15 protein-coding genes and 3 pseudogenes are annotated in these 21,319 nt (G+C 41.2%); 5 read left to right on the top strand and 13 right to left on the bottom strand.

Annotated elements, in window-relative coordinates:
• Positions 1-1,596 (bottom strand): SEC10/PgrA surface exclusion domain-containing protein (locus tag G576_RS0109330; protein WP_027974374.1); only part of this gene is annotated, 1,596 nt, incomplete at its 3' end.
• A 112-nt stretch (positions 1,597-1,708) separates the two neighbouring features.
• Here G576_RS0109330 and G576_RS13370 point away from each other — a divergent pair.
• Positions 1,709-1,867 (top strand): annotated as a pseudogene (locus G576_RS13370) (IS982 family transposase); the annotation flags it as partial.
• Here G576_RS13370 and G576_RS13725 read toward each other — a convergent pair.
• Positions 1,815-2,171 carry a hypothetical protein gene (locus G576_RS13725; protein ID WP_027974373.1) on the bottom strand — a complete coding sequence of 119 codons (357 nt, stop codon included), beginning with the start codon at positions 2,169-2,171 and terminating at the stop codon, positions 1,815-1,817. The pseudogene G576_RS13370 and the gene G576_RS13725 overlap by 53 nt on opposite strands.
• 126 nt (positions 2,172-2,297) lie before the next feature.
• Between G576_RS13725 and G576_RS0109320 the strand changes: the two genes are divergently transcribed.
• From G576_RS0109320 to G576_RS0109310, 3 genes are all read left to right on the top strand, one after another.
• A complete protein-coding gene (locus G576_RS0109320) occupies positions 2,298-2,624 on the top strand; it encodes a helix-turn-helix domain-containing protein (RefSeq protein WP_027974372.1) in 327 nt (108 codons plus the stop codon).
• A 224-nt stretch (positions 2,625-2,848) separates the two neighbouring features.
• A complete protein-coding gene (polA, locus tag G576_RS0109315; RefSeq protein WP_027974371.1) occupies positions 2,849-5,488 on the top strand; it encodes a DNA polymerase I in 2,640 nt (879 codons plus the stop codon).
• Positions 5,489-5,499: 11 nt separating this feature from the next.
• Entirely contained in the window at positions 5,500-5,937 is a 438-nt protein-coding gene (locus G576_RS0109310; protein ID WP_027974370.1) for a CoA-binding protein, read from the top strand.
• 519 nt (positions 5,938-6,456) lie between these two features.
• On the opposite strand, the gene G576_RS0109300 is transcribed toward G576_RS0109310, so the two are convergent.
• The 10 genes and pseudogenes from G576_RS0109300 to secA all read right to left on the bottom strand — a co-directional run bounded on the left by G576_RS0109300 (position 6,457) and on the right by secA (position 20,327).
• Positions 6,457-7,833, bottom strand: a complete 1,377-nt coding sequence (locus G576_RS0109300) for a PTS sugar transporter subunit IIC (protein ID WP_027974369.1) — start codon at positions 7,831-7,833, stop codon at positions 6,457-6,459.
• A gap of 43 nt (positions 7,834-7,876) precedes the next feature.
• Positions 7,877-8,317, bottom strand: coding sequence for a DUF3284 domain-containing protein (locus G576_RS0109295; RefSeq protein WP_014638780.1), 441 nt, complete (start codon positions 8,315-8,317; stop codon positions 7,877-7,879).
• Positions 8,318-8,335: 18 nt separating this feature from the next.
• Complete coding sequence (locus G576_RS0109290) at positions 8,336-8,650, bottom strand: PTS sugar transporter subunit IIA (protein WP_014638781.1); 315 nt, start codon at positions 8,648-8,650, stop codon at positions 8,336-8,338.
• 1 nt (position 8,651) lies between these two features.
• A complete protein-coding gene (locus G576_RS0109285) occupies positions 8,652-8,963 on the bottom strand; it encodes a PTS sugar transporter subunit IIB (protein WP_012027953.1) in 312 nt (103 codons plus the stop codon).
• 12 nt (positions 8,964-8,975) lie between these two features.
• The gene (locus G576_RS0109280) at positions 8,976-10,970 is read right to left on the bottom strand and encodes a BglG family transcription antiterminator (RefSeq protein ID WP_027974368.1); all 1,995 of its coding nucleotides are present in this window, start codon (positions 10,968-10,970) and stop codon (positions 8,976-8,978) included.
• Between the two features lie 91 nt (positions 10,971-11,061).
• Entirely contained in the window at positions 11,062-12,168 is a 1,107-nt protein-coding gene (locus G576_RS0109275) for a DUF871 domain-containing protein (protein ID WP_027974367.1), read from the bottom strand.
• A 9-nt stretch (positions 12,169-12,177) separates the two neighbouring features.
• Positions 12,178-13,578: a glycoside hydrolase family 1 protein gene (locus tag G576_RS0109270; RefSeq protein WP_027974366.1), complete on the bottom strand. Its 1,401-nt coding sequence runs from the start codon at positions 13,576-13,578 to the stop codon at positions 12,178-12,180.
• A pseudogene (locus G576_RS12680) lies at positions 13,575-14,931 on the bottom strand (6-phospho-beta-glucosidase). Before G576_RS12680 ends, G576_RS0109270 begins: the two are co-directional and overlap by 4 nt.
• A 174-nt stretch (positions 14,932-15,105) precedes the next feature.
• Positions 15,106-17,607: a leucine--tRNA ligase gene (leuS, locus tag G576_RS0109260; RefSeq protein WP_027974365.1), complete on the bottom strand. Its 2,502-nt coding sequence runs from the start codon at positions 17,605-17,607 to the stop codon at positions 15,106-15,108.
• Between the two features lie 182 nt (positions 17,608-17,789).
• Positions 17,790-20,327 carry a preprotein translocase subunit SecA gene (gene secA / locus G576_RS0109255; protein WP_027974364.1) on the bottom strand — a complete coding sequence of 846 codons (2,538 nt, stop codon included), beginning with the start codon at positions 20,325-20,327 and terminating at the stop codon, positions 17,790-17,792.
• Between the two features lie 398 nt (positions 20,328-20,725).
• Here secA and G576_RS0109250 point away from each other — a divergent pair, with 398 nt between their 5' ends.
• Positions 20,726-20,917, top strand: coding sequence for a helix-turn-helix domain-containing protein (locus tag G576_RS0109250; RefSeq protein ID WP_027974363.1), 192 nt, complete (start codon positions 20,726-20,728; stop codon positions 20,915-20,917).
• 82 nt (positions 20,918-20,999) lie between these two features.
• Here the strand turns inward: G576_RS0109250 and G576_RS12675 are convergent.
• Positions 21,000-21,319: pseudogene (locus G576_RS12675) on the bottom strand (hypothetical protein); the annotation flags it as partial.

Here is a 21,319-nt window from a genome sequence, read left to right as displayed (position 1 = left end):
GTTAGCAATCGCTGTTTTATCAAAAGTTGATTCTGAAACCAAGTCCTCATCTCCTACCAGTAGAAAATGTACAGAATTTGCATCAGAACGAGATGATAGATCAATCCCCAAGTAACGTGTGTCATTAGTTAGACCAGAAATTGATTCAGCATGTAAATACTCATAACCATTAAACATGAAACTAATAAGGCTCTGATAGATTTTACGTTTAGCATTTGCAAGCGTTACTGTAGCGCTTGGATTGCTAAAGGTGTTCATATTTTCATAACTTTGGAATCCCTGAGCCTCATCTTCAGCTGAAGTTGTTTTGAGTCCAACTTCTTTAGCTGCAGCATTAACCGCCTTGGCATCATGTCCGATTGTACGTGTCTGAGCAAAAGACCAGTTGTCAGCAACATACCCATCTGTTGTCAAATCAGCTAACTGAAGAGCTCCTTTAGTTACGCTAGTTGGAGTTGTTCCAAAAGCCTTACGAATTTGGTTAACCAAATCTGAAGCAAAGAGTGAAAGTTCTGTACGGACGCTTTCTGACAAGTTGTTAGTGTCTAGGACAGTCTTGTCGTCGTTTTCATTAGCCTTAAAGACATTCTTTGAGCGGAGGTCTTTTGCCATGCCGTCCAGTTTAGCCTTAGCTTCGTCACCTTTTTCAAAGTAGTTAAGCGCATAGTCACGCAATGCCGCTACGTACTCAGGAGTTACCGTGATTGTGTTAATACCCTTAACATCATTTTCTGCTACCGCATAGGCATCTTCAGCCGTCTTCAAGTCTTTTGTTGCCTGCTCAGCCACTTTTTTAGCCTCAGCCACAAGGTTTGTAGCTGTTTTAAGAGCGTCATTCGCAACTGTTACTTGCTCTTGGCTCTTAGTGATATTGGCTTGGCGCTCAACATCAGCTTGTTTAGCTTGAGCCAAGGCTTCTTCAGCTTGTGCTAGAGATTTTGTATCTTCTGCTAGAGTCTTAGAAGCTTCTTCAGCTTCTTTAACAACTTGAGCTTGACCTGTACCATCAAGGATAGCTTGTGCCTTATCGAGATTAGCTTGAGCTTGTTCAACTTCTACAGTTTTCTCATCAACCTTTTGTTGACTAGCCTGTACTTGAGCTTCTTTACTTTCGACAACCGCTGATTGAGCAGTGTCTGCTTCTTTAACGTCTGACAATGTTTGTTCTGCTTCAGCTACTTCCTTCTCAGCAGAAGAAACAGTAGTTTGAGCTTTTTCAATACCTTCTGGAGTTGCTTGGTCAGCCAACGCTTGAGCTTCAGCTACTTTTGTTTCAGCACTAGCAACTTCTTCAGTTGCAGAGGTTACCCCATTTTCTGCTTCTGAAACTACATTTTCCTGAGCTTGTACTTCTTGAGTTGCGGTTTCAGCAACAACCTTCGCTGAATCTATATCGGCTTGAGTAACTTCTTTTGCAGTGTCTTCTGAGACGGTGTTTGGCTGAGTCGTTTCAGTAGATACTTCGTCAGCATGAACTAGAGTTCCTGATGTTGCCAACAAAACTGTTCCAGCAATCGCAAGGCTTTGTTTAGCCAGACGTGCTGCTTGATTGTCTGTTTGGGATTTACTGTTTCTCAATTTTTCTTTCTGTTTCATATCATCACCAATAATTCATAGATTACCCATGGTGCTAGTTAATTTCAACATACAATAAAAAGCCCAAATGGACTATACTGTAAGTGATGAAACATACAGGAGGTTAGTCCAAATGAGCCGCTTACAGTATACTGCTAAATCTCATCATTTGCAATGGAATGTGCACCAATTATCTCAAATTTGTCATCACTTCTATCAAAATTATTGCCCAGATTCCTTCAAATATCGGTGGAATGTTGGCTTAACCAAAGTTTCAGATGAATCGCTCCTATCGTTTTTTTACAAGCCATTTCAACATCATTTCCTGTGTTGAAATATACCCACATGGGAAGTTTTCTACTTAGCACTAACGAACCTAGAACCGAAGAATTATAAAACTCATACAATGATATACTAAATACGTCACGTGAAAACATTCTTGAATTTCCGCTAAAATGACGGCCTGTTTTCTTATAACGTTCTATTGCATACTTTTTAAATGCTCTACAAAATTGCTCTCTTTGTGTAGTTGTCATAACTTCTGTTTTATGATACAGCTTATATGCTTTAGCAGTTGATGAAGAATAAACTAACATATGAAGTCTCCTTTTATGGTTTTATAATATTATAACACATAGGTTCTTTTTTGTGATATATGTTCCTTAAAGTGAGTTTATCGGTTTCTAATTTAATGATAATCTATCATTAAAAGGAACAAACTTATGTCAAACAATAATGAGTTAACAAATTATATTATTAATCGTATAAAAGAATTACGGGTTCAAAGAAATCTAACACAGGAAGAACTTTCGCTATCTTCTGGATTAGATCCAAAATATATAAATAAATTAGAAAATAAGCGTTTTAGCGTTCGTATTGAGACACTTTCAAAGATTTTAGATACACTTAACATAGATTATTTTGACTTTTTTGAATTTAGTAATACCCAAAATAGCAGGATAATGAATGAACTAATCAGTCGTCTTGCCAGATTTCCAGAGGAGGAACAGGAAATTAAAATTAAAGCCATTCTACAATTATTAAAATAAAAAAGAGGAGTCTACGAGATTCCTCTTTTATGTGCTACATTTTGCTTTTCTTTGGTTAATTTTTTGGTTAATAATTTTCTTCAAGTCCTAAAATTGCATTAAATCCAATAGTTTCCAATTAAGGTATGGGTATCGAATATGTTCATAACCATTATTATAGCACAGCTTTAGCTCTCACAGTACTTAGAAGCAAGAAAATCACGACAATGTGCTATAATACTCTTATGGAAAACAAGAACACACTTTTACTCATTGATGGCTCATCAGTTGCCTTTCGTGCCTTTTTTGCCCTCTATAATCAGATTGACCGTTTTAAAAATAATGCTGGTCTTCACACCAACGCCATTTACGGTTTTCACCTCATGCTTGACCACCTGATGGAGCGGGTTAATCCCACCCACATCTTGGTGGCTTTTGATGCTGGGAAAACCACTTTCCGTACGGAGATGTACGCCGACTACAAGGCAGGTCGTGCCAAAACTCCCGAGGAATTTCGTGAGCAGTTCCCCTACATTCGAGAGATGCTGACTGCCCGTGGTATCCGCTACTACGACCTGGAGCAATATGAGGCTGACGATATTATAGGGACTTTGGATAAAATGGCAGAGCGGACTGAGGTGCCTTACGATGTTGTCATTGTTTCAGGTGATAAAGACTTAATTCAGCTCACTGACGACAATACCATCGTTGAAATTTCTAAAAAAGGGGTTGCCGAATTCGAAGAATTTACCCCAGCCTACCTGATGGAAAAAATGGGCATCACACCCACACAGTTTATCGACCTGAAAGCGCTGATGGGGGATTCTTCTGATAACATCCCAGGTGTTACCAAAATCGGTGAAAAAACCGGGCTTAAACTTCTGCACGAATACGGTAGCTTGGAAGGCATTTATGAGAATATCGACTCCATGAAAGCTTCTAAGATGAAAGAGAACCTCATCCATGATAAGGAACAGGCCTTTTTATCCAAAACCCTTGCCACCATTGATACACAAGCCCCAATCCAAATTGGACTTGAAGACACCATCTTCAATGGCCCAGATTTTGAGAAACTTTCGGCTTTCTATGATGAAATGGGCTTTGTTCAGCTCAAAAATAACCTTGCTAACCAAGGCCAAACACCGACTTTTGAGGTCACTTATACAGAGCCAAGCGCTATCACCGCAGACCTCTTCGGGCCAGAGGACTTCTTCTACTTTGAAGTCCTTAATGACAATTATCATGTAGAGGATATCATTGGTTTTGCTTGGGGTAATGCTGATGTGGTTTACGCTTCGACAAACTTGGAACTCCTTAAAAGTCCAGCCTTCCAGAAAGCTCTAAGCTGTGCTATCAATACCTATGACTTCAAACGTAGTAAAGTGCTACTCAGCCACCTAGGAATCGACTTACCTGAGGCTCTTTACGACGCTCGTCTAGCCAAATACCTCTTGTCAACTGTTGAAGATAACGACCTGTCAACCATCGCTCGCCTTTATACTAAGCTACCGCTAGAAAGCGATGAGGTCGTCTATGGTAAAGGTGCTAAGCGTGCGGTTCCTGAAAAGGGACTTCTGCTTAGCCATTTAGCCAAAAAAATCCAAGTGCTAGTAGAGTCAAAAGCAGTCATGCTGGCAAAACTAGCTGAAAATGGGCAGTCAGAGCTTCTCTTTGACATGGAACTGCCGCTGGCAAATGTCCTAGCCAAAATGGAAATCGCAGGTGTCAGAGTCAAAAGGGGGACCTTGGCCGAGATGGCTATCGAAAACCAAGTGATTATTGACCGTTTGACTGAAAATATCTACGACATGGCTGGCGAAACCTTTAACATCAATTCACCCAAACAACTTGGTGAAATCCTCTTTGACAAGATGGGGCTACCTCTTGAGTTCACAAAGAAAACCAAGACTGGCTACTCAACCGCTGTTGATGTCCTTGAGCGTCTAGCTCCAATCGCTCCAATTGTGGCTAAAATTTTGGAGTATCGCCAAATCACCAAGCTTCAGTCCACCTACCTGCTTGGTCTTCCCAACTACATTCTGGAAGATGGTAAGATACACACCCGCTATGTACAGGATTTGACTCAGACAGGTCGCCTATCCTCTACCGACCCCAACCTGCAAAATATCCCTATCCGCCTTGAACAAGGTCGTCTTATTCGCAAAGCCTTTGTTCCTGCTAAAGAAAATGCGGTGCTGCTGAGTTCAGATTATTCACAAATTGAATTGCGTGTGCTGGCACACATTTCTCAGGATGAGCACTTGATTTCTGCCTTTAAAGACGGCGCCGACATCCATACTGCAACGGCTATGCGTGTCTTTGGCATCAAAAAACCAGAAGATGTGACAGCTAATGACCGCCGAAACGCCAAGGCTGTAAACTTTGGTATCGTTTATGGGATTTCTGATTTTGGTCTGGCAAACAACCTTGGTATCACGCGCAAAAAGGCAAAGGAGTATATTGATACCTACTTTGAGCGCTATCCTGGTATCAAAAATTACATGGAAACCGTCGTTCGTGAAGCACGTGACAAAGGTTATGTAGAAACTCTCTTTAAACGCCGTCGTGAATTGCCGGATATCAATTCTCGCAATTTCAATGTCCGCAATTTTGCCGAGCGTACAGCTATTAATTCCCCAATTCAAGGAAGCGCAGCCGATATTCTCAAAATCGCTATGATAAACCTTGATAAAGCCCTTACTAAGGGCAACTACAAGGCGCAAATGCTTCTCCAAGTACACGATGAAATCGTCCTAGAAGTTCCAAAAGATGAGTTAGAAGATGTTAGAAAATTGGTTCAAGAAACCATGCAAGCCGCCGTCCAGCTCAATGTCCCACTGATTGCCGAAACTGAGACAGGCGTCACCTGGTACGAAGCTAAATAAAGGAGACCCTTATGACATATCATTTTCAAAACCCAAGTGACTTGATTATCGCTGACTACCTTAAGCAGGCCAAAACCATTGCTATTGTCGGACTTTCTGACCGTATAGACACAGCTGCCTACCGCGTTACCAACTATTTAAAAGAGGCAGGCTACACCATTATTCCCGTTAACCCTAAACTTGCTGGTTTGACAGTTCTAGGGGAGAAAGCTTACGCGTCACTCCAAGAAATCCCAGTCCACATTGATATTGTTGACATTTTCAGACGCAGTGAGTTTCTCCCTGATGTGGCAAAAGATTTTCTAAAAACAGATGCAGATATCTTCTGGGCACAGCTTGGACTTGAAAACCAAGAAGCTGAAAACATCCTGCGCCAAGCAGGAAGAAATCAAATCATCATGAACCGCTGCATCAAGATTGATCACGCGGACCTCCTCCCAAACATCTGAAAATCAGCTTCAGATTTCTTAAAACTGAGACAAATTCTATTTTTGCTACTTTCTTAGGCGTTGTCAATGCCAGCGACTTCTTGATAGAATACCACGGCTAAACTTTGAGCCAAAGTCTCAAAACTTCCGAACTGCCTAAAGTTTCCAACACAGTGAAAGTGGCAGTAAGGCTCGCTTTACCCATCATGGTCAATTTCCTTCCCTTTATATCATTTTGCAGAGCTAGTCGGCAAATGAGAATTAGATACGCTATCTTCCGTCTGAAACCATCTTTAGATGGTTTTTTTCTTTGCCTTGAATGCATAATATAAGTGCATCATAACATGATTGAAAAACGACCTCCAATACGGAAGTCGTTTTCTATTTAGTGTAATTATTTTCTCCTACTCCTAAGTACACTGATGAGAATAAAAACCAAACCAGATATAATGTTTAGATATTTATTCCCATAAAGCGGGCTAATCGCGATAAGGAAAAAGCCTAGCGCCAATAAGAAAGGAGATTTGTTCTTGGAAAACATTATTCCTCACCAGCCTTAACCTTATTGGCTGCAATAACAAATGGTGTCCAAATGAGGAAGGCAACAAAGAGGTTGAAGAGTGAAACCAACGCAGCCATAATGTTACCACCTGTTGCTAGATAAGCGTATAGTCCTGGAGGTGTAATCCATGGAACTGCAAGGAAAACAGGTGGGATTAGGCCTGCCACTGTCGCTAAATATGCAATAGATGCACATACTGGTGGAACAATTAGCCATGGAATAACAAATAATGGATTCAATACCATTGGGATACCAAAGGTAATTGGTTCATTAATATTGAATACCCCCATTGGAGCAGATAATTTAGCTACCATTTTGTATTCTTCTCGTTTGGAGAAGAGGAAAATAGCAATAATCAAAGCCAGAGTGACCCCAGAACCACCCATTTGAGCATAGGCATCAAAGGAACCACGAGTCCAAAGCCATGGCAAGTTTGCCACATTGTGAGTAGCATTATAAACTGCTGTGTTCTCATTCAACGCAACCATATATACACCGTCCATAATTGGTGCCAAGACATTGTGACCATGGAGACCGAAGAACCAGAAAAGCTGTACAAGGAAGCTTAAGAGAACAACTGAACCTAGACCTTGTGACAGGCCAAGAAGTGGCAACTGAATATAAGTTGATACAACATCGCTCAAAGATTGTCCAGTTAGGGCAAAGACAAGATATGCCACAATGGATGACGCATAAATCGCTGCAGTACCAGGGATTATGGCAGCAAAGGCCTTATTAACTGCCGGTGGAACAGAATCTGGCAATTTAATAATGACATTCCGTTTTACAAGACTTGCATAGACCCACGTAGCAAGGAAGCCAATAAACATTGCTGTAAACAAACCTGTTGCACCGCCATATTTCAATGCGATAGCTCCCCACTGGCTTGTTTCCAAGGCTGAAACTCCATCTGTCGTCACAATGGATAATCCCAAACCTTCCAGAGCAGAAACAACTGACTTATCAACTCCGTCTAAAGCAGTGGAAATCGTTACATTTTGAGGAATAGTAGAGATGAATGATGCAAAGGAAATTAAACCACCTGCTAAAGGATTCACCTTATACATGAGTGACAAATTGTAACCCAAGGTAAAGGCAAAGACAAGTGCCATAATCCCGATAGTTCCAAAATAAACGTAGCCATTGATATCTATCACTGGTTGCATGGCCTCAGCAAAACCAGTCCATCCCATATTATTTGGGATGTCTCTCAGAAAGACGTTCAATAGAACGGCTACTGTACCTGCCATCGTAATGGGCATCATAGAAATAAAGGAATCACGAATCGCAATTAAATGACGTTGCGAACCAATTTTCCCAGATATTTCCATGAATTTCTCAGAAATATTTGACATATTCTGTCTCCTTTTCTATTTTTTGTTTTTTATGTCCTAAATGTTAAACTGATACCGGCTCAACAGAGCAACGAATCAGCGCCTCTAACTGGGCGTTTGTCTGACGTTTTATACTTTTTGAAAAGATTTTTTCCATGAGAAATTGATTACCTTTTACAAAAATATCACCAGCCTCCATCTCATAAGAATATTCTATATTGGTTTGAGCATTCCCTAAATCCTCTAACTGGTAGCGAACATGCTCTTTTCCTCGATTAGAATGGAAACAAACTGCATAGCAATAAGGAGCTGTAAACTCTTCTACAGTTACCTTGACACTATGTTGTCCTTTATCACCAAATGTTTTAGTATAAGTAAGTCCCTGGGTAATGTCTTGATCTTGCAAGGTGGAACCCGTATTTTGCTGAAAATCATCTTTTAAGGATTGGCGAATAGTTGCGAAAAGTCGCTCAATTGGAACTTGACCTATTTTTGATATCTTCATAACCCAGTCCTCCTATAATTATCCAATCTGTTTATAAAGATCTACGAACTCTTTCGCTAAATCAATAAATGTCAAAGCATTCATCAAGTGATCTTGTCCATGTACCATTAACAAAGATAATTCAACAGACTCTCCACTTGCTTCTTTTGCTAATAATTGTGTTTGTGATTTATGGGCAATATTCAATGAAGCTGTTGCGTCTTGGAGCAGCTGTTCCGCTTCGTCAATACGACCTTCTTTAGCTGCTCGAATCGCCTGGCTAGCGAAGCCCTTTGCTTCACCACCGTACATGATTAGCCCCATAATCGCTTCAAGATACTCTGGAGAATTCATACTACCCCTCCATCATTTTTAGGGCAGCCTCAAGCACCTTAGCTCCGTTCATGACTCCGTAATCCATCATATTGATAGCATCTACCTTAATAGTTGGCTCAAATTTTGCCTTATAGTCGTTCAATAGGAATTTTACTTGTGGACCTAAAAGTAATACATCAATCTCTTTTTGAGCAACTTCATTATCGGCTTCAGATACTGGAACAGCCCAAATAGTTGCCTCAACTCCGGTTTCTTCTGCTGCTTTTTGCATCTTAGTCACAAGCATACTTGTAGACATACCTGCATTACAAACTAACATAATGTGTTTCATAAAAAACTCCTCCTACCCCTTTCTTTGAATGAGGGGAATAAAAATATCAATTAATTCTTTATAATTTGGATGATGTAACAAACGTTCTTGGAGAACTCTATCTTGAACAAAATCAACCAGACAAGGTGAGATATACTTCAGAAATGCATTTCGACCCTTTGACGGTGACAATAGGAAGACGAATTGAACTTGCTTTCCATGGCCCCAATCCACAGCATTCTTATATATCCCTACAACAATTTGTTCTGAATAACTCATCGGCAAGGCTGGATGAGGGAAGGCTAACCGATCCCCAAAGACAACCGGACTGTAAGATTCTCGTAAATTCACTTGTTCTATAAAGCGATTAACAAAATCAGGCTCAATGGATTCGTTCAAAGTAGTTACTAGTTGCTTCAAGACTACTTCTCGATCACAATCCTCCTCAAGATAGATTATTCTATGTGGAGCAAATACTGCTTCTGCAATCTGCTTAGCCTGACCTATTTCCATTAGCACATTTTCCCCTTGGTCAGGAATAACTGGGGTCGTTTGCTGTAAATGAGATCGAATAGCCTCAGTATCCTTCTCTGATAGGAAGATGCTGACATTGATAACCGGTGTCATAAAAATTAGATTCGACAAGCTAATGGATGAAATAATCAAATCAACATCCTTCAGTCGTTCCTCTGTAACTTCATAATAACTAACCGTATCAAGAATTTCTAAGCTGGATGAAAATTCTTTCTCCAAGCGATTCTTTAACATCAATGCACTTCCAATTCCGGTAGCACAGACTACCAATACTCTGGTCTTCTTAAATCCCTGATAACGTTCAATTGCCGCCATCACATGTAAGGTAAGGTAAGCCCACTCATCATCCGAAATCGAATACCCCATTAGTTCTGGTATCGCTGCAAATGCCGTTTTTGTTAATTCGAAAGCCTCAAAATATTGGTCTTTAATTTCAGCAGTTAAGGGATTTCCCAGTTGAATATTATTCTCCAAACGAATACGTAATGGCATCAAATGGGCCAGAACTCCTTTGAATAGTTGCTGATCCTTTGACAACTCTAGGCCTGTTAAATGTGACAAATGTAGAAGACTATTCTCCACATTCTGTCTAAATATCTCTTCCACCTCACCATCTTGATTTGGATTTCCCGTTAGTTTTACCTTAAGGTGCAAAGCAATGTAATTTGCTTCCTCTGACGGTATCGTCACTTGAAACGTTTCTTCGATTCGATCTATAATCCGTTGTGCCACAAGATACTCTTGAGACGACTGAATACGCTCCGGTATTGGGAATCGGTCTAGACCAGACCCGATTTTCAATCGTTGTAAAAGAAGAGCGATATGGAGCACTAGATTCTGCATGACAAAATCCGATAAACGTAATTTAGCATCCCGACACTCGTCTAAAACGATTAACATTAAGTCTGTGAACCGTATATCTGGCAATAGATTGGTTTCGACAACCCCATAAACAGATTGAACATTTCCCTCATCAAAAAAGTAATCCATAATAAAGTGACGGATAGCAGGTTCATCCCCCTTTAGTTCAATTCCTTTACGTGTCACAAGGAGTTCTAATTGATAGGGGATAAATAGTTTTCGAATATCTGCCAAAATGGAATGAAGCGTAGTCTTTCCAATGAATAACTCTCTTTGTAAACATTCAGGAGACTGAACTGGATCCTCGAACAAGAGTTTGTTCAGAATATACCGTTGCCGATCCCCCGCTTCTTCTAGTTGGGTTAAATCGGTTAACCGCTTTTTTAGGAGCAATTGCTCCTGCCAAAACATTTCAAACTCAACTGGCCGTTCAATCTGTAAACAATAACCACTACCTTGTTTTGAAAGGATATGAGCACCGCTATTTTCTAAAGAAGATGTCAGTTGATGAATATACGTTCTTACCGTTCGGTCACTCACTGATAATACCTTGGCTAGCTCGATGCTTGGTACGAATGTCTCCTGTTTTGCAAGTAAAGCCTCTAACAAGCGTACTTCTTTTTTAGATAACATGCTCCCTCCTTTCCGCCAACAGTCTTTGATTTCTTATATGTACATTATAACATGAAAGCGATTTCTAGAGGTGCCTACTTTTTCCGCATCATTAATGAAAGTGCTCGGAAGCTATGACCAGTTTAAACTCTTGCCACGGTTTAATAAAGCGTAACAAGGGAAGATAGTCTGGGCTGATTCGTCCGACCTTATTTACCTTTGGACTGATGGTAAATTCTTTGAGTGCAATTTGCAATTCACCCTTGTAGCGACCATATAAATCATTATCAATTAAGATATCCCCTCGTCCCACAGGAATTGCTTGGTCTGACCGAGCCGGTACAGATACGTCCTTATACACCACACGGGGCATGGTTGAACGCAGAACATAAGCAGAAATATCACCTCTATAAACATGATCAAACGCTACAATCTCTCTTTCAACGGGAGTCAACCCCTCATCAATATCAACCATGAGGCTGATTGTATCTTCATTTAAAACTGTTTGAATGGATTGTAGTTCCTCCTCCGAGATAAATTGGTTTGAAATCAAAATAGAATCAATAAAACCCGTTGCCTTCATCCAAGCAATTTGCAAGGGAAGAGACCAGAATCGATGATCTTCTAAAGTTGGTAGACCTTCAGATAATGGCCACGGTCCTTCAGAAGCTGTTTGTGCACTGACAAATGCCGCAGTTCTTATACCGGATTGATGATAAAAAGATGACATCTCTAAGAAGTGCTCTTCGGATAAACCTGTAAAAGCATGAGGATAAAAATTATGGCAGGCAATAATATTATCCCTGTTTGCAACACTAGCCAAAAGATTGGACAGCAAGGTCTTATCTGTACTCAAATTCAATTCAACTTTTATGTTGTGTGGATTATGTGTCATCTCAATGATTTCTTCCAAAGGAAGAGCTTCATCAAGACGAATCCCAGCCAACCCCATTTCAGCTGCACGCTCCATCAATGCCCCATCCCAACCTTGCGCTGCGATAAAATGGGGACTGATATCTGCAATGACAGTCATCCCTAGTTGATTTGCATAGTCAATTAGTTTTTGATACAATTCGAAAACTGTTCGGTCTCCATTTTCAAGTTGCAACAAACTCATAAATAGGCGACTTGCTCCGTATTGGTGCAGAAGTTTAATGTAAGCTTGACTCTCTTCTAGCGAATAGTTTTCAGGATAAATTGAAAAGCCCAGTTCCACCATCATTCCCTCCTAGCGATGAAAACCATTAGCATCGCTCAATTTCTTGAACCACTTGCCTGATTTCTTAACAATTCTTTCTTGCGTGTCTAGATCCAGTTCAACTAATCCATAGCGATTCTTGTATGCATTTAACCAAGACCAGCAATCAATAAAGGTCCATAACATGTATCCTTTACAATTCGCCCCTTCTTGGATAGCTCGATGTAATTCAATTAAATGATCTTCGATAAATTCAATCCGGTAATCATCTTGAATGAGTCCATTGTCTTTAAATGCGCCCTCTCCTTCAACTCCCATACCATTTTCTGTTACAAACCATTCGATATTATGGTAATTTTCCTTAATATTTATCGCAATATCATATATCCCTTTTTCATAAATCTCCCAACCTCTATGCGGATTCATTTTTTTACCTGGCATATCATATGGGGCAAAGAAATGTTCCGGAGTAAGAGGCTCTCCCTCTTTCCAACTATTGATTGGAGCTTGTACCCGAAGGGGTTGATAATAATTCACCCCTAGGAAGTCCACACGATTTTCCTTAATAATGGCTAATTCCTCATCGCTGACCTCTGGCATTAGACCATATGCATCAATCAGCTCGACTAATTCATCGGGATATTCTCCTAACACAGACGGATCTAGAAAGCTCTTTGTTTGAAACAATTCTGCAATTCGAGCTGCTTTTATATCCTCTGCTTGCTCACTACGAGGGTAGGCTGGAGTTAGATTCAAGACAATAGCGATTTTTTTGTGAGGATTTACCTCATGGCATGCCTTTACAGCTAAAGAACTTGCCAACTGTGTATGATAAGCCACCGCAACTGCCGCTTTTGCATCAACCTTACATGGATAATGATAATTTCCTAGATAACCACACTCTACTGGAACAATCGGCTCATTAAAGGTAATCCAACGATCGACTAAGTCATCAAACAATTCAAAACATGTACGTGTATATGCTTCGTAGGCTCGAACAATTTCCTTATTTTCCCAACCACCTTTTTCTTGTAAACAATAGGGAAGATCAAAGTGATAAAGATTGACAAAGAGTTGAATTCCCTTTGCTCTTACCAAAGAAAAAACCGAACGATAGAAGGACACTGCCTCTTGATTAATTTCTCCAGTACCTGTTGGTATGAGACGTGACCACTGAATGGAAGTCCGAAATACAGTGTGCCCAGTTTCAACTAGTAAATCAATATCTTTTTCATAATGTTTGTAAAATGTTGATGTTTGACTAGGGCCAATTTTGTTATGAAATCGTTCAGGCTCAATACTATACCAATAATCCCAGTTGTTCTGTCCTTTTCCATCACCTGGCTCAATTCCCTCACTTTGAGGTCCTGATGTAGAAGAACCCCATAAAAAATTTGTTGGAAATTGATAAAATACCTTGTCTTTAGTCATTGATTGTTCCTTCTCTCTTTTATGTGCTGTATAGCTGGTGCGAATTGTGGCAAATAATTCTCATGTGCAAGTAACATATCTTGTAATAGCGCTTCAGCTTGTGGTCCGTTTGAAATAAGCGGGTTGAGTGTAAAAGCTTGTAAAGCCAGTGAATATTCACCTGTCATTGCTGCCTGAACAGTGACAAGCTCCATTTGCTTCATCAGTTGCAAATAGCCGGTTACAATCGGCGGAGTTGGTGGACAAGCTAGTGGAGTTGCTCCTTGCGCAGAGATAATCGAGGTGACTTCTACCACACAATTTTCAGGTAGATAGGGAATAACTCCTCTATTTACAGTAGATACAGTCAATTCTTCTCTACTATCATTATGGATAGCACAAATGATTTGACAGGCAACATCACTATAGTAGGCACCCCCACGTAGTTCCAGTTGTTTTGGTTTATCTTTCAATTGTGGGGCTTTGTAAAGCTCAAACAATTCTGTCTCTACTTCTTGCACAACCTTGGCTCGTATATTACCCTGACGATACTGTTCCAAAGCATCCTCTAACATTTCTTGTTCCAAAAAAATAATAACGATGGTAATCACATGGCAACATTCCAATCGTCCGAAGCAATTGAATAGGAAACTCTAGATTAGTAATATTTTTGACTGCTTCTGGCGTCTCATCTCTCAAATCCCCATACAATGTTTCTAAGACTACTTGCGTACGATTTTCCCCATACTTATCCCAAACTTCATGAAAATGATTTAACCCAATATGGCGCGTACTTAGGTCTCCTTCCGATTGGCCTAAAATCTGAGCAGCAAGTTTCTTTTGACCAATAGGGATATTACACAGACCAATAACTTTCTTCCAGTGGAGTTCATTAGCAATGGCTTCCGTTACGATACCAGCAGGATTCGTAAAATTAATCAACCAAGCATTCGGACACAAGTCCTTCATATCCTTGATAATCCCTTTATATGCTTCAATGGTCCTAAAAGCTTTAAAGATTCCTCCAGCCCCATTGGTCTCTTGCCCCAGCATCCCATAACTCAATGGAATGGTCTCATCTAAGTATCTCGCAGGTAGTTGGCCAACTCGGAACTGAGACGTTACAAAATCAGCCTCTATCAATGCTTCTCTTCAGTCTAAGGTCGACTCTATCTTCCAGTCCAGGCCTGCATTTTCGACCATTCGCCGTGCTAACTCAACTACGATCTCCTGTTTGTTTGCTCCTTGTTCAACATCAACAAACCACCATTCTCGAATGGGTAATTGATGTGCACGAAAAATCATTCCTTCAACCAATTCTGGAGTATAACTCGAGCCGCCACCAATTGTCACTAATTTAAGAGTTTTCAACACGCTTTTCCTCCCTCATCTTCTTTTATATTCTTATTATATTTCAGTAAACATCTATTGTAAACGGATACACAGACCCTCTTTTTCCGTATCACAACGGAAATTAAGACAACCTGATCATTCTAGAAAATACAAAAACGACCTCCAATACGGAAGTCGTTTTCTTATTATTTACATTTATTTCACAACAATATTAACTAGTTTATTCGGAACACTAATCACCTTCACCACTGTTTGCCCAGCGATTTCAGCTTGGACTTTTTCGTCTGCCAGAGCTACTTTTTCAAGTTCAGCTGGTGACAGGTCTTTGGCTACGGTCAAGCGGGCTTTTACCTTGCCCTTGATTTGGACAACGATTTCCACTTCGCTTTCTACTAGTTTGCTTTCATCATATGTTGGCCATGCGACATAGCTGATTGACTGGCCTGTTGCTGCCAGACCCTGCCAGAGTTCTTCTGCCAAGTGTGGCGCAAATGGGGCAATCAATTGGACAAAGCCTTTGGCGTATTCCACATAGAGCTTATCTTCCTTGTTTGCTGCGTTGACAAAAATCATGAGCTGGGCGATAGCCGTGTTGAATTTCAAGTCTTCAATATGCTCAGTCACTGTCTTCACAGTTTCATTGTAAATTTTATCAAGCGCTCCGCTATTTTCCGCCACAAGCTCCTTGGTCGTCAAGAGGCGATAAACACGGTCAAGGAACTTACGGCTGCCCTCGAGACCTTCTTCTGACCAAGCGATTGACGCATCAAGTGGGCCCATAAACATTTCATAAACGCGGAGGGTATCCGCACCGAATTGCTCGACCACATCATCTGGGTTAACCACATTTTTAAGAGACTTAGACATCTTAGCAGGTGCCTGCTCCAACTCTTCACCAGTTTCGATGTTGAAGAAAGAACCATCACGTTTTTCAACTTTATCTGTCGCTACAAGGGCACCACGGCTGTCGCGGTAGCTAGTTCCCAAAATCATCCCTTGGTTAAAGAGTTTTTGGAATGGCTCTTTGGTCGGCACAACGCCAAGGTCATAGAGGAACTTGTGCCAGAAGCGAGCGTAGAGCAGGTGAAGGACCGCGTGCTCAGCACCACCGATGTAGATGTCCACTGGCAACCAAGCTTTGAGAAGCTCCTCGTCTGCTAATTTCTCATCGTTGTGGGGGTCGATGTAGCGGAGGTAGTACCAGCTAGAGCCCGCCCATTGTGGCATAGTATTGGTCTCACGGCGACCTTTTACGCCGTCTTCCCGTGTCACTTCTAACCAATCTGTCAAGTTAGCAAGAGGTGACTCCCCTGTACCTGAAGGCTTGATGTCTGAAGTTTTTGGCAATACCAGAGGTAACTCATTTTCAGGTACTGCTGTGGAAGTACCGTCTTCCCAGTGGATGATTGGAATTGGCTCACCCCAATAACGCTGGCGGCTGAAGAGCCAGTCGCGGAGGCGGTAAGAAATTTTCTCCTGACCGACACCATTTTCTTCCAACCAAGCCACCATTTTGGCAATAGCTTCTTCCTTGTTAAGACCATCTAGGAAGTCCGAATTGATATGGGCACCGTCCTCTGTGTACGGTGCTTCTTCTACATTGCCACCTTCCAGAACAGGAATAATTTCTAACCCAAATTGTTTAGCAAATTCCCAGTCACGCTCATCATGGGCAGGAACAGCCATGATAGCACCTGTTCCGTAGCTCGCCAACACATAGTCCGCAATCCAGATTGGAATTTCTTTGTTATTGACAGGGTTGATAGCATAAGCACCAGTCCAAACACCTGTCTTATCTTTTGCTAGGTCTGTACGGGCTAGGTCTGATTTGAGAGAGGCTTGGCGTTTGTATTCTGCCACAGCTTCTGCCTGCTCAGGCGATGTAATGCTATCCACCAAGTCGTGCTCAGGAGCAAGAACTGCGTAGGTGGCACCGAAAAGGGTGTCAGGACGAGTTGTAAAGACTGTGAAGTCCTTGTCTGTGTCCTTAATCTTGAAAGTCACATTGGCACCAGTTGACTTGCCAATCCAGTTGCGTTGCATGTCTTTGATAGACTCTGGCCAATCAACTTCTTCTAGGTCATTAAGCAAACGCTCTGCATAGGCAGTGATTTTCAACATCCATTGGCGCATTGGCTTGCGAACAACTGGGTAGCCACCACGTTCAGACGTTCCGTCAGGAAGGACCTCTTCGTTGGCGATCGCTGTTCCCAATTCCTCTACCCAGTTAACAGGCACTTCTGCCTCGTAGGCGAGGCCTTTTTCATACAACTTGGTGAAAATCCACTGGGTCCACTTGTAGTAGTTAGGGTCTGTCGTATTGACCTCACGGTCCCAGTCGTAAGAAAAGCCAAGGGCGTTAATCTGACGCTTGAAATTGGCGATATTTTCCGCTGTAAAGTCAGCTGGGTCATTGCCCGTGTCCATAGCGTATTGCTCAGCTGGCAGACCAAAGGCATCCCACCCCATTGGGTGCAGGACGTTGTAGCCTTTAGCACGCTTGTAACGACTGAGAATGTCGGTTGCAGTATAGCCCTCAGGGTGACCAACGTGCAAGCCTGCACCAGACGGATAAGGGAACATATCTAGGGCATAAAAGTTTGGCTTAGCCGCATCTGTTCCCGTCTTAAAAGTATGATTTTTTGCCCAAAATTCCTGCCATTTGGGCTCGATTTCCTTGTGATTGTAGAAGCTCATATGTTTTCTCCATGTCAATAAATTATCTTTACTATTATATCACGAAATAAGGAAAGAAAAAAGGTAGAAATCATGGTAATTCTAACAGCCTCAATCATTCTTATAAGAAGCTGAAAGAGCATTGTCAGCTTCACTCTCAAAAACACAGAAAAAGGAGAACAATAATTGCTCTCCCTTATCATCTATCTTAAAGCACGCATGTGGCAATTTTTGAATTTTTTACCTGATCCACATGGACATTTATCATTGCGGTCAACATTTGTAAAATCAAGTTGACTATTGGCAACACTCTCTGTACCTGATCCTTTTGCCGCAATATTAGCCGTTGCCGTTGTATGTGATGCCGCTGGCGCTTCTTCACGTTTTTGCTCATGGATTTGTGCTTTCATCATGGTACGTGTCACATCAAACTCGATAGAACCAATCATATCTTGGAACATCTTGAAGCCTTCTGATTGGTACTCGACCACAGGGTTGTTTTGAGCATAACCTCGCAAGCCCACCGCGCTCCGCAGTTGATCCAAAGCATTCATATGCTCCGTCCAGTGATTATCCACCACCATAAGGATAAGCACTTTCTGGAACTCCTTGACTGCTTCTTCGTCACGAAGTTTACTAATTTGACTATCATAATGTTCTAATGCTTTATCAAATAGCAGGGCTTTAATATCAGCATCTTTCTTCCCTTCAAAATCAGACATTGAAATCTGATTTTCTGGCAAGAGATTCATCTGAGCAAAGCTAAGGATAGCTTCCAAAGCCTCTTTACGATTATTGACACGAGCATGAGCATCCACTGACCGTCCAATCGTACGTTTGATCATAGCCTTAATCTCTGGACCAAGGTCACGATCTGCTGTGATGACATCGTAGCGTTCTGCATAGATAATCTCACGTTGTTCACGCATAACGTCATCGTATTGAAGGACCTGCTTACGAGTATCGTAGTTGTTCCCCTCGACACGTTTCTGAGCAGACTCGACCTGACGCGTCAGCATTGGAGACTCAATCACCGTATCATCTTCATCAAGTTTCATTCGCTCAAAGAGGGCTTTGATACGGTCCGAACCAAAGCGGCGCATCAAATCATCTTCAAATGACAAGTAAAATTGTGATTCACCTGGGTCACCTTGACGACCGGAACGTCCGCGGAGCTGATTATCAATACGACGGCTCTCATGGCGCTCTGTACCAATGACACATAGTCCACCCAATTCACGAACACCCTCGCCCAACTTAATATCAGTACCACGACCAGCCATATTGGTGGCAATGGTAACAGCACCGCGTTGTCCTGCATTCATGATAATTTGAGCTTCTTTGGCGTGATTTTTCGCATTTAGGACTTCGTGAGGAACCCCCGCTTCAACCAAAAGTTTTGAAATTAAATCAGAAGTTTCAACAGCAACTGTCCCGACAAGAACTGGCTGTCCTTTCTCGTGGCGAGACTTCACATCCTCAACCACAGCTTTGAATTTGGCACGAAAGGTTGGGTAAAGAAGATCTGAATGATCAATACGCTGGATGGGACGATTGGTAGGAATTGGAATGATGCGCATGTTATAAACTTCACGGAATTCCTCTTCCTCGGTCTTGGCTGTACCCGTCATCCCTGCCAACTTCTTATACATACGGAAGAAGTTTTGGTAAGTAATGCTAGCACTAGTTTTAGATTCATCTTGAATTGGCACATGCTCTTTTGCTTCAATAGCTTGGTGAAGACCATCAGAAAAACGGCGACCTTCCATAGTACGGCCTGTAAATTGGTCTACAATAAGAATCTCTTGGTCTGGGCTAACCACATAGTCAATGTCCAAGGTCATGATATAGTTTGCCCGAAGTGCATTGTCAATAAAATGTGTCAATGCTACATTTTCCAAATCGTAAAGGTTATCAAGTTTGAAATATTGTTCAACTTTATCAATACCGGAGTCTGATAAACCAATGGTTTTCGTCGGCACATCAATGATGTAATCTTCCTCTGACAAACCTTTTACACAATGGTCAGCTAAATCATAGAGTTTACTGATATCTGAACTTTGGGCACCGGAAATAATCAAGGGTGTACGTGCCTCATCAATAAGGACAGAGTCAACTTCATCGACCAAAGCAAAATTGAGTGGGCGTTGTACCATAGCCTCTTTTCGAGTTACCATGTTATCACGTAAGTAGTCAAATCCAACTTCTGAGTTAGTCGTGTAAGTGATATCGCAAAGATAAGCTTCACGTTTCTCAGCAGGAGATTTAGCGGCCAGATTAATTCCAACAGAAAGTCCGAGCCAGCTATAAAGTTCACCCATCTCAGTTGCGTCACGAGTTGACAAGTACTCATTGACGGTCACAACGTGCACACCTTCACCAGCAAGTGCATTAAGGTAAACAGGCATAGTTGCTGTCAAAGTTTTACCTTCACCGGTACGCATTTCTGGAACATCACCGTGATGAAGAACAATCCCACCCATGATTTGCACATGATAAGGAAAGAGTCCAAGAACACGTTTTGCCCCTTCACGGACAACTGCATATGCTTCTGGCAAAAGGTCATCTAGGGTTTCACCTGCTTGATATCGTGCCTTAAATTCAGGAGTTTTTGCTTGAAGCTCCTCATCCGAGAGAGCTTCCATTGCCGCTTCGTAACTTTCAACTTTTTTTGCTAATTTATCTAATTTTCGTAATTCACCCTTATCATTTTCGATAAGTGTACGTAATATATTGGCCATTCTTTTCCCTTTCGAAAATCTTATCAAACTATTTTAGCATAAATCAGCTATTTATTCAAGATTCCAAGTAATATGAGGAACCAAAAAACACCAGCTACTACTGGTGTTTCCTGCCTTAAACATAAACTTTTCGTTAAGGAGAGGAGGGGATTACAGTACCTGAATACGCAGAATTTAACCGGATGAAAAACCCATAAAATAGGGCTTTTTGATTTTTTATTTGGTTAAATTAGGCTAATTATTGGAAAATTGGTGGGCGAATGGTGGGCAAATTCCTTTTGAGCTATTCAGGAAGAACTTTATCAAATCGCTTGACTACTATTATTAATAATAGTGTAATATAGACATAAGGTAAGGGAGGTTACCTTAGACAAGGAAACTAACAAAAAGGAGTATCTATGATTGAAGTATTATCTAAGGAAGAAATGATGAATTTCATCCAAAGTCACTCACGTTATCAAATAGCACAGGTCACAGGCATATCAGAGCAAACCTTGGCGAACTATGTCAAGGGGCGGACTGATATTGGGGGTATGTCTTTTGATAAAGTGATAAAGATTACTGCATATTATGAAAGTTTGAACAATTAAATTCCGTCACAACGGACATTTTTGAAAATGTCCATCATAATAGAAAAGCCCCCAGCAATCTGCTAGGGGCTTTGTGTGATTATTAAACTCGTTTAGCGCCTGTCGCGCCGATAAAGCGCACGTACCAAGGTGCTTTGCTAGTCCATTTTTTGTGAGGCATATCTCGACCAGTAGACTCTTTAAACATCTCTTTGATGATTTTCCACTCGTCTGGATGTGATAGTCCTTTGATTGTATTGTTAGATCCGTTGTAATAGTAAACGGTGCCTTTATTCCAGTTTTTGTCTCCGTCGACGGTAAAAGTAAAGTGCATATCTGCTCCTTCTATTGATTGATTTGTTTTTGGTGTGGTAGATTCTTTTTTACTTGGTTTAGCTACAGTTTTTTTAGGTCTAAAAGCCG

Origin of the sequence: Streptococcus porci DSM 23759 (assembly GCF_000423765.1) — a bacterium.
GTDB lineage: Bacteria > Bacillota > Bacilli > Lactobacillales > Streptococcaceae > Streptococcus > Streptococcus porci.
This window is presented reverse-complemented; position numbering and strand designations above follow the sequence as displayed.